The following is a 9,834-nucleotide window of genomic DNA, read 5'->3' on the forward strand; positions in this document are numbered from 1 at the left end:
CCCGGACCGGACTCACACCGGCAGGCGACGACGAGCTTACGAACCACGATCAACCACCTACATGGCCAACCTCCAGATTCTGCTGGGCGTACGAACGATCGAGGTTAGGGAGGGCGAATGGCTACCCCTTACAGCCGGGAACGCTGCCGGACGGGGCGCAATTGTTCGGGCGATTGTGGCGCACCTTGGAGTCATGCAGCGTTACGGTGCCTGTATTGAAGATTCCACCCCCGTCGTTGAAGGCGGTGTTGTGCTCCACCTCAGAGTTGCGCAGCGTCATGGTCCCGAAATTTCCGATGCCACCCCCGGTGTGCCCCGCGATGTTCCCTCTCACTGTGGACCGTTTTAGCGTGGTCGTCGCATTGGTCTCGATTTCAATGCCGCCACTATCGGTCCCTGCGGTGTTGTTAAGGACCCGCGAATCGTACAGGGTCGCCTTTGTGCCGCTAGAGATTTCGATGCCGCCAATTGCCTCAGACGCGGAGTTGTTGCTCACCGTCGAGCGGATCAGTGTCAGGCTCGCGAAGGCGCTGCTGTCGATACCACCGATAAAGGTGGCGCTGTTGTTGCTTACCGTGGAGTCGCGCAGCGTGACAGTGCTCTTTCCGAAATTACCGATGCCGCCCCCAGCGAAGGGGGCCGCGTTGTTGCTTACGGTGGAGCGGTTCAGTGTCAGGGTGCCGTTGTTGCCGATATTGATGCCACCCCCTTCGACGGGGGCGGCGTTGTTGCGCACGGTGGCGCGGTCCAGTGTCATGATGCCGCCACTGATTTCGATGCCGCCACCGGAATTGATGGCCCTGTTGTTGCGCACCGTGGAGTGCTCCAACGTCACAGTTCCACCGTTACTGAAAATGCCACCACCGCTGTTGGTGGGGAAGGAACTTCCGTTGGCGTTTCCGTGGACGATGGTCAGGCTTTTGAGCTTGACTCGGAAGGCTCCATTGATCGTCACGGTGGTACCTGTGTCATGGCCATCGAGGACGGCGCCTTTGAGCCCGGTCAAGGCCAGGTTCTTGTTGATGGTGAAGTTGCCGAAGCAGACGCCTTTCACAAGCAGCGTCGCGCCCGAGGGGGCGCTGGTGATTGCGGGCTGCAGGGCGTTGGGGTTGTGGTTGCAGTTCACCACGGTCTGATCGGCCGCGGCCGGTCCCGCCTGGACCAGGCAGATCACCCCTGCCGTCACCACGGCTGCCGCGCCCGTCCCCCGCCGAGGGTGCACTCTAGTTGCTCGCACAAACACCGCATCCTCCTGCGTCATTGCGGACAGGGTCGGCACCTGCGCCCGCTCTCGTTCTTTTGTCAGGCGAGGGTGCCTGAGAGTGTCCCGACGGAGCGACAGGCGTACCGGACGGGGCTACAGCGCCCCTCGGACGGGTGTGCGTAGTGGCTGCACTCGCAGCCTGACCACCACACCAAGGGTGTCCGTCAAAGCGGAACAAGCTCACTGTTAACCGGACGGGCTCTGACGGTACGAACGCCTGGAAGGCGCCGATGTGTGGCGGGCCTTTCGCCTACGGGCTGAATGCAGTGCGCGGGAGATAGGGGCGGGACAGCCCTTAGGTGTCGGGGGTGGGGGCTAGGAGCGTGGGTCAGTAACGGGCAAGGGGCCAGCTGGCCGTGATCGATGGGATCGGTCGCGGTCCTGCTGCCGGTACCTGTGAGGCGGTGGATGGGGTCCTGCCCGTCCGGTGTTCGGCCTGGTAGGGCCCGTGACTGGGCCGGGGAGGGCCGGCTGGTCAGCCGGCCAGGGTGGCGAGGCCGGTGGTTCCGGTGTGTCGGAAGATCTTGCGGAGGTTGTGGCAGGCGGCCAGCAGCCGCCATTCGCCGCGGGCGCCGTCCTCGCCGCGCAGGAGGAATTGGCGGCCGTTCTGGCAGGTCATGATCTGGCCGAAGACGGGTTCGACGATGGTTTTTCGGCGGCTGTAGGCGGCCTTGCCGGGTTTGGTCCGCAGTTTGCGGGCCATGCGTTCCTTGAGGGTGGCGTTCGCGGGGATGCGTCCGCGTGGTGCGGGCGGGACCTGTTCGTCGTGGGCGAGTCGGCCGGTGGCTATGAACGTGTCGGTGTCGCAGGCCAGTTGGCGGTCCTTCGCGGCCTGCAGGTTGGTCTCGGAGCAGTAGCCGGCGTCGACGAGGGCCTGTTTGGGATGGCTGCCGGTGTTCGCCGCGGACTGGTCGAGCATCGTGGTGTAGTTCAGCGCGTCGGAGGCGTTGGTCGTCACGTCGGCGGCGGTGATGACCTGGTGTTCGGCGTCCACGACGGCCTGGGCGTTGTAGGCCTGGATGTAGGCGCCGTTGCTGTTCTTCATGATCCGCGAGTCGGGGTCGGTGAAGTTGGCCTGCGCCTTCGGCTTGGGACGGGCCTTCGCGGCGGCCTTGCGCCCGGCGTCGGTGACGGCCTGCTCGTCGCTGGTGCCGGCGCGCTCCTGGCGGCGGCGTTCTTTGTCCTTGGCGTGCTCGCATGCCTTGTCGGCAGCTTCGGCCTCGATCTGCGCGCGGGCGGCCTGCAGCCTGGCCAGGCGCTTCTCGCGCCGGTCAAGCTCGGCGGGCAGGTCCACGTCCTTGCCGCCGATGCCGAAGGTCTGGTCCTCGGCAATGTCGGTGGCTTCGGCGTCGGCCAGCATCGTGGCGGCCTTGGCCTCCAGGGCGGCGATCTCGGCTTCGATCCGTTCTTCCTTGTCGACCAGGCGGCCGTAGCTCATCGCCTTGTGCTTGGAGGCGTTGGCTTCGAGCTTGGTGCCGTCCAGGGCGACGCGGCCCATCTTGACCATGCCGAGTTTCTGCGCGAGGTGCAGGGACTGGGTGGACAGGTCGGCAAGGGCATCCAGGTGGCGGCGCCGGAACCGGGAGATGGAGCGGAAGTCTGGGACCTGGTCGGCGGTCAGGTATCGGAACGTGATGTCGTCGGCGCACTTGTGCTCGATCGCCCGCGAGGAGCGGACGCCGGTGGTGTAGCCGTAGATCAGCAGACGCAGCATCAGCCGCGGATCGTAGGGCGGGTAGCCGCGCTTCTCGGTGTAGTCCGCCAGGACCGGCCCCAGGTCCAGCACCTCGTCGACCAGGTCGGCGACGAACCGGGCCAGGTGGTCCTGGGGCAGCCAGTCGTCCTCCACGGCCTTCTCGGGCAGCACGTCGACCGGCGTGCGCGCGGCGGCGTGCGCGCTGAGTAGGAGCAGTAACGGACGCAGGCGCTTGCCGCCGCGGTGGAACGCGAGCTCAGCGTCGGAGAGGTACGAGCGCTGTCCGTCGAGGAGATCCTCAAGCCGCGCGTCGAGCGCCGCCACCTCCGCCGCCACCAGCGAGCGCGCCCGGCTGTAGGGGTGTGTGACCACTGCCTCAGGCATAGGGAATCTCGGTCAGGATGTTCTTGAGTGCCTCGTTGGCGAACGTCTCAATGTTCTCGATCACGTCGGGCTGGTTCAGGAACGTCCGCATGCCGTTCACCAGACCACCGTTGCCGACTCCCTCGTTCACCGCGATCTGAGCGAGGTCCTGTACCCACTGCGGCTCACCGTCCACGTCGAAGTCGACGGTGACCGCCTTGGGGTCGACCGTGAGGCCGACACCGAGCACATTGACCGTCAGGGGCCCGGACCCGCTCGTGTTCAGCCGGACGATGAGGGTAAGGATCGCGTCGTGTGCCCGGCCGACGAACCTCCCGCTGGCGTCGGCCGTCCAGCGCCGCTCGCCGCAGTCGTGCGACTCGGGCGAGACGGGCTCGCAGCAGCCGATGGAGAACAAGTAGTTCGGCTTAGCGGGGTCGTCGGCGTCGAGAGTGAACGGCTGGTCGGTGGTGCCGACGCTGACCACGGCAGTGAAGACGGGCTCCATGTCGGAGAAGCTCAGGCTCACGGCCTGCATGACGCTGAGATTCGTGAACAGGATGTTCGTCAGTTGCAGGGCCGGCGCGGTCGTACAGACCGGCGGGTATCTCACGTCGTCGCGCGCGCACGCCGAATCGCCCACGTCATCGGGAACGTCCGGGATGTCGACCGGTGCGCTCGTCCCCCCGGGTACCGCGGGATCGTAGGAGGGCAGCCCCCACTCCGGGTAGCCGTCGCGGATGATCCGCGGAAGGTAGATCGGGTTCGCCGGATCAGGGTCGAACGTCCGCTTCCACAGGGCCCCGATGATCGCTTTGGTGATGGGGCCCGGTGGCTCTGAGACCGTCACGGACTCGCCGCGCGAGGCATGGTTCATCTCTGTTCTCCCAAAGCGGGCCGAATCCAGGGGCCGCGACACAAGTGGCGATCACTCACGATCACCACGTCTATCACTGTTTAGATAAAAACATGACGTTTGCGCATCCTTCTGTCATATGTCGCAGAGATTCCGTCGGCCCTTGGTGAGGCGGCGTGGGTGCGTCCGAGACGGCCGACTCGGCTACGGCGGCCGCGTCGGTGAGGTTCTCTCGGTGTACGGGGGGGTGCCTCTATGTCCTTCGTCAAGGCTGAGCTGGTCACGCGGCGACCGCTTCGGGGCGGCGTGATTCGTAGAAGGTTCCGTCGCGGAGCATGGCGAACAGGACGCTGATGCGGTGGCGGGCCAGGCGGAGGAGGGCCTGGGTGTGGGTCTTGCCCCGGGCCCGGCAGCGGTCGTAGTAGGTGCGGGAGGCGGGGTCGTACAGCGCGGCGAACGCGGACAGGAACATCGCGCGTTTGAGCTGCCGGTTGCCGCCTCTGGGCGCGTGTTCGCCGTGGATGGATGTGCCCGACTGCTTTGTGGCCGGAGCGAGGCCGGCGTAGGAGGCGAGGTGGGCGGTGGGGAAGCTGGTTGCGTCGCCGACGGTGACCAGGAGAACTGCGGCGGTCCTGACGCCGACGCCGGGCGAGGCGGCGGCGCCGGAGGCGACCGCGTCGCGGTCGACGAGCACTTCAATGGTGCGGACGTTGCGGCGAAGTACCCAGCGTCGCTATAGGCCCTGGCCAGCGCGTTCGGGGTGATCTTGGCGTAGTGCTGAGTGGCCTCCGGACTCCGGTGACCGAGCCAGGCCTGCAGCTCGAACAGCGTCATCGGCTCCTTGGCGTTGTAGAGCTGGCTGGCGATCGTGGAGCGGGCCCGGTGGCTGGTGATATTGCCCCGGACATCGGCGGTCGGGACGCCGGCCTTGCGGCAGAGCGACGGGATGACGACGGTGTTGATGTAGGTCTTTCGCGAGGCGTTTCGCCCGATGCGCGAACAGGAAAATCCACCTGCTCACCGGTCTTGCGGTCCAGCATCTTCGGCTGCTGCGGCCTCAGTTCCTGCCATGCCTCGATCGCGTTGCCCAGCAGAGGATCGACGGGCTTGGTGAACGAGGTGCGCTGTCATTACATGCGGCGCGGCCACACGTTCGCGGGACGAACCAGGCAAGACCACTCCACGATCACCGCACACCCACTACACTCCTCGCCGCCAGGCCGTTGACCAGCACAAATCTAGAAGTCCGGCTGGAGTACTAGCGGAGGACGACCGCGGCTGAGGGCTCCACGTCCCGCAAGTCGGGCGCTTTCATGAGCATGCTCGTATGGTGTGCCGGATGCCCTGGCGCCGCAGGAACTCGCGGCAGGGTCCGTTGCTGTAGGCCTTGTCGGCGGCAAGGCTGTCCGGCTTCTTGCGGGGCCTGCCCGGCCTGTGCCTGGGAACGCGGATCTTCTCCAGGACCAGCTTGAACTGGGTGCAGTCCGCCCGCTTTCCCGGCGTGACGACCAGGGACAGCGGGCGGCAGCGGCCGTCCGCGCTCAAGTGGAGCTTGCTGGTGAACCCGCCGCGCGAGCGGCCCAGGCCCTCGTCGCCGACGGGATGGCGCCCGGCGGCGGCGCCGCGGCGGCTGTTCGGTCTCAATGAGGTCGTCCGAAGACGACCGGATCCCCCGCACAGTGGGCCCCCATAGCACCCTGACCTGCGGTTTTCCTCTGACCTGCGCGAACTCTCATCGTTTCGGCTCGCCCTGGCCCGTCCTGGCCCGTCTCAAGCCGTTTCAGCCCGCCCTCGTGCTCCCACGGGAGCACCATGGAAACCGCGAACGCGAAGTGTCCTGACCTGCGCTATCCACATCCGGGCCCCACGAGCCCGCGCCAGGCGCCAAGCTGGCCAAAACCATTCACGTGGATGGCTGCCCACGGTCGCGCTCCGTGGCCGACGAGCAGATTCATCCAGAGCCCTGGGGACTGCCGGCAGGGCCTTCCGCATCGGCCGCTCTGCCGCGACCTGGGGGCCGGGCTCCGCCACGGCCGCGGCGTGGTCGTCGGCCACACCAGAGGGAATCCATTGGTGGCCATCCCACTCCAGCATCCCGCGCAACGTATCCGGGTCAACGTACCAACCCCATGCGGGGCCTTCACCGAGAGGAACAGCCCTGCGTGCGCCGGGCGCGGGCCGGTGGGCCAAGGGCTCCCCCAGGTGTGCGGGCGCCCCGCCAAGGACTCAGAAGTTCCCTTTCTTCAACAACGTCCACAGGGCAAGATCTCTGAGCATGAGACTTCTCGTGATGGGTGGCACCTGGTTCCTGGGCAAGCACATTGCCGAAGCCGCCCTGGCCAGAGGGTGGGACGTGGCAACCTTCAACCGGGGCCGCTCCGGAAAGGACGTGCCTGGCGTCAAACCTGTTCACGGGGACCGAACCGTCATCGAAGACGTGCGAAGGCTCACAGCGCACGGTCCATGGGATGCGGTCATCGACACATCGAGTTCCGATCTGCCGCCCCGCGACGTGCTGCTGGCAACCTCAACGCTGAAGGACTGCGCTGCCCGCTGGATTCACGTGTCCACCGTGTCCGTGTACAAGGGCTGGCCCCACAGTCACCTGGCAGACGATTCTGAGCTGCTGGAGTGCCCGGCGGACGCGGATGAGAGCTATGGCTATACCGGCGCGGACGGCAGTCCAACCGTGTACGGCTTTCAGAAGGCGGGCGGCGAGCGTGCCGTGGCCGAGTCGTACGCCGGTCGGGCGGTGTTCCTGCGCCCTGGCGTGATCCTCGGCCCCGGCGAGTACGTGGGGCGCCTTCCATGGTGGCTGCGCCGCGCATATCGGGGCGGCGGCTTCCTTGCGCCCGCACCCGGCAAGCGGCTGATCCAGCCCGTGGACGTTCGCGACGTTGCCGCGTTCGCTCTGGACCAGGCCGCAAGCGAAATCAAGGCTGGAAGCTACAACGTCGCGCACCCGGACGGCATCACGTTCGAGGACTTCCTGGGTGCGTGCCTGGAAGTCACGGGCGGAACCGGGCGCCCGGTATGGGTGGATCCCGCAGTCCTCATCGAAAACGGCGTGAAGCAGTGGACCGAACTCCCTCTGTGGCGCACCCACGGCGGCGTCTGGTCAGTGGATTCGAGCCGGGCTGTTGCCGCAGGACTCCGCTGCCGACCGCTGCGCGAGACCATTCGCGACACCTGGAATTGGCTACAGAACGACGGCTGCCCCGTGGACCACCCGCGGTGGGCGGAACACGGGATCAACCCCAAGAAGGAGGAGAAGATTCTCGCTTCGCTTTGATCAGGCGTCGAGCGCCGGCATTTCGTACGGGGGGAGGAGCTGATGCTGGACTGGAAGGCGGGTGAACTCCTCCAGCCGCTCGCCGAGATCGGCGGCGAGGGCCGTCCCCCGCAGGTGCTGCTGAGTGAGAGCGCGCCGCAGACTCATAGCCCTGGTCACGAGCCCGGTCCCCCGATGCGTGCTGTTGATCGACAGCATCGCCTCAATAGCTTCTGCTGCCCCGTCCAGACTATTTGTCAGCAGCCGGGCCATGGTGAGGTCGGCTGATGCCTTTCCGAAAACGACGGGCGAACGGTGCTTAGCCGGCTTGGCCGCCACAAGTTCAAGCGCCCGCAGGGCTGACGCTTCCGCGGTGCGCCCATCGCCCAGGAGCAAAGCGGTCGAGGCATTCGACATGGCCAACCGGTCGTCGGTGAACCCGAACTCGCCGCCAACGCAGTCGTGCAGTTCGTCCGTGGTGTCGGTGTCCACCTCTTCCGACATGCGCAGTGCACGTCGGGCTGCCTCTGCATGCCCAAGGTGCCCATAGGCCCGAGCCTCGATCGAGTGAAGACGCCGCGCCGCTACGTCTCCAAGACCTCCGTAGGTGAGCGCGTGTCGGGCGTGGACAGGGGCCAGCGACAGATCGCCGGAGTAGTAGGCGATGTAAGCGAGGCTGCCTGCGGCATAGGCACGTAGCGGCTCGTACCGCGCGGTCTCACCGTAGAGTGCAGCCGTGCGTGCCAGGCGCTTGGCGGCGTCGAGAGAGCCCAGGTCGAACGCAGCGGTAGCCAGCAGCGCGGATGCCTCGCCCGCGAGAATGAGCAATGCCTGCTGCTGAGCGGGGACGGCGGTGCGGTCGCGGTTGTTCTGCACGTCCTCCCGCAGATTCTTGGCTTTCTGCCAGACGTCGAGAGCCGTCAAGCTGCCGTAGTTTCTGGCCAGAGCGTGTACGTCGTCACGCAGTTGGTCGACGGTCAGGTCAGAGACGGAGGATGCGGCAGCGGCGCCAGCATCGTCCTGTGCTTCATGTGCGGTCATAGCGATCTCGGCTTCCAAGTCGAACGTCGGTACATCGGGGTCCGTCGACTCAGGCGGAGGCGCGAAGAGTTTCGACGCCTCGACATGGAACATCTCTTCCAGCACCCGGCAGGCATCGGCGCTGGGAAGCCCCTTGAGCTGGCCACTCGTCCACCGGCGGTATTGAGTCTCGCCGACCGTGGGGTTATGTGACCCTCGGCCAATGACCGTGTCCGCTGCCTTCGCGAATTCGATCGCGAAGATTGTCCACGTCCACCTTCGTTGATCAATCAGGACTTTGAGCAGCGTCCTTGGCTTGATCACTTCGGCCCCCAGGTCTCTGAGTGTCGTCCTCAACCAGTCGTCGGCGGAACCCTCGTGAAAAGGGGATACCGCACGCCGTCAACATGACAACCAGTCGTGCGCAAAAGGCACTTAGAAACTACCCCGAGGCCACATCTGTCGCCCGGAAGTGTCCCGAGAAGCCACCCGCAGGCCATGGTGAAGCCACCCCGGCCAGCAGGACTCTGATCACCCACCACAGCTACCGAGTGCGCCGATCCGAACACATCCCGAGGTCAGGAGTGAGAGCCGTGCATCCGAGACACGCCGAGCCGGCGACGCCGGTCTCTTCCCTCACGGGGAATTTGCCGGTCGCCGTGGAGTGGTCGAGCACGTTTGATCTCTTATCCCCGGCTTCCCAGTTAGCTCGCCTGCACACGCGGACACGGCTAACGATGTTCAAGTGGGCCGGGAACGTCGAAGGCGCGACAACCGTCGTAGGAATCCTCGTCCGCAACGCCGTGGACCATGCAGACCCGGGCCCGACGGCAGAGAACCGGCAGGTGCGGCTCAGGCTCGCCGTCACCGAGGACCACGAGCTGACGATCGACGTACGTGATCCGATCCCGCAGTTCCGGGACTTCGAGCAAGCCGCAGCCGGCCAGGAGGGGCGCGGCCTCTGGACGCTCCTTCGGCTCGGCGGTGAACTGTCCTGGTTCCTGTGCCACGACCGCGTCGGCAAGACGGTGCGCGCACGTATGACAATGGGGCCGGTGCCGGCATGACGATCTCCCTCACCGCTCCGGTTCGGGATAGGCGCGTCGCCTCTCCTAGGGCCAGCGTCCCGAAGTGGACGCCTCCGCTCGACGAAGACGGCTTGAGGCATGTCCTGGCACGGATCACCGCGTGGTCTCCGCTCGACGTCGAGGCGATCTTCGACGACCTGGACACGGCGATCGGAAACCAGCCGCCGCCCGAAACCACCACCCCGGCGCTCGTCGAACGCTTGCGCAGCCATCTGAAAAGGCTCAGCGCAATCGCGGTAGCCGACCCCAGCTTCCCGCCCACCGGTGAAATGGCGC

Annotated in this window: 7 protein-coding genes and 4 pseudogenes; 3 read left to right on the forward strand and 8 right to left on the reverse strand. The window is 66.2% G+C overall.

The window, feature by feature from the left end; genetic code table 11:
• Positions 1–121: 121 nt before the first annotated feature.
• The 7 genes and pseudogenes from ACFU8Q_RS34835 to ACFU8Q_RS34865 form a co-directional block, all read right to left on the reverse strand.
• Positions 122–1,261: a hypothetical protein gene (locus ACFU8Q_RS34835; RefSeq protein ID WP_384462138.1), complete on the reverse strand. Its 1,140-nt coding sequence runs from the start codon at positions 1,259–1,261 to the stop codon at positions 122–124.
• A 478-nt stretch (positions 1,262–1,739) separates the two neighbouring features.
• Positions 1,740–3,107, reverse strand: a pseudogene (locus ACFU8Q_RS34840) (IS1182 family transposase); the annotation flags it as partial.
• 229 nt (positions 3,108–3,336) lie between these two features.
• Positions 3,337–4,200, reverse strand: coding sequence for a hypothetical protein (locus ACFU8Q_RS34845; RefSeq protein WP_384462141.1), 864 nt, complete (start codon positions 4,198–4,200; stop codon positions 3,337–3,339).
• 259 nt (positions 4,201–4,459) lie between these two features.
• A pseudogene (locus ACFU8Q_RS34850) lies at positions 4,460–4,831 on the reverse strand (transposase); the annotation flags it as partial.
• 167 nt (positions 4,832–4,998) lie between these two features.
• A pseudogene (locus ACFU8Q_RS34855) lies at positions 4,999–5,172 on the reverse strand (hypothetical protein); the annotation flags it as partial.
• A gap of 318 nt (positions 5,173–5,490) precedes the next feature.
• Entirely contained in the window at positions 5,491–5,823 is a 333-nt protein-coding gene (locus ACFU8Q_RS34860) for a transposase (protein WP_384462144.1), read from the reverse strand.
• Between the two features lie 126 nt (positions 5,824–5,949).
• A complete protein-coding gene (locus ACFU8Q_RS34865) occupies positions 5,950–6,369 on the reverse strand; it encodes a DUF6087 family protein (protein WP_384462147.1) in 420 nt (139 codons plus the stop codon).
• 85 nt (positions 6,370–6,454) lie between these two features.
• On the opposite strand from ACFU8Q_RS34865, the gene ACFU8Q_RS34870 reads away from it, so the two are divergent.
• Positions 6,455–7,471 carry an NAD-dependent epimerase/dehydratase family protein gene (locus ACFU8Q_RS34870; protein ID WP_384462150.1) on the forward strand — a complete coding sequence of 339 codons (1,017 nt, stop codon included), beginning with the start codon at positions 6,455–6,457 and terminating at the stop codon, positions 7,469–7,471.
• Here the strand turns inward: ACFU8Q_RS34870 and ACFU8Q_RS34875 are convergent, their stop codons facing one another.
• A complete protein-coding gene (locus ACFU8Q_RS34875; RefSeq protein ID WP_384462153.1) occupies positions 7,472–8,794 on the reverse strand; it encodes a DNA-binding protein in 1,323 nt (440 codons plus the stop codon). It abuts the gene before it with no gap.
• Positions 8,795–9,207: 413 nt separating this feature from the next.
• On the opposite strand from ACFU8Q_RS34875, the gene ACFU8Q_RS34880 reads away from it, so the two are divergent.
• Positions 9,208–9,537, forward strand: a complete 330-nt coding sequence (locus tag ACFU8Q_RS34880) for a hypothetical protein (protein ID WP_384462156.1) — start codon at positions 9,208–9,210, stop codon at positions 9,535–9,537.
• Positions 9,534–9,834: pseudogene (locus tag ACFU8Q_RS34885) on the forward strand (hypothetical protein); the annotation flags it as partial. The gene ACFU8Q_RS34880 and the pseudogene ACFU8Q_RS34885, both read left to right, overlap by 4 nt.

The organism is Streptomyces sp. NPDC057543, from assembly GCF_042801895.1.
Taxonomy (GTDB): Bacteria; Actinomycetota; Actinomycetes; order Streptomycetales; family Streptomycetaceae; genus Streptomyces.

Excerpts from the sequence above, each read along its gene's own strand:
- ACFU8Q_RS34845 (WP_384462141.1), bottom strand. The coding sequence starts at position 4,200 with ATGAACCATGCCTCGCGCGGCGAGTCCGTGACGGTCTCAGAGCCACCG.
- ACFU8Q_RS34870 (WP_384462150.1), top strand. The coding sequence starts at position 6,455 with ATGAGACTTCTCGTGATGGGTGGCACCTGGTTCCTGGGCAAGCACATT.
- ACFU8Q_RS34880 (WP_384462156.1), top strand. The coding sequence starts at position 9,208 with ATGTTCAAGTGGGCCGGGAACGTCGAAGGCGCGACAACCGTCGTAGGA.
- ACFU8Q_RS34835 (WP_384462138.1), bottom strand. The coding sequence starts at position 1,261 with ATGACGCAGGAGGATGCGGTGTTTGTGCGAGCAACTAGAGTGCACCCT.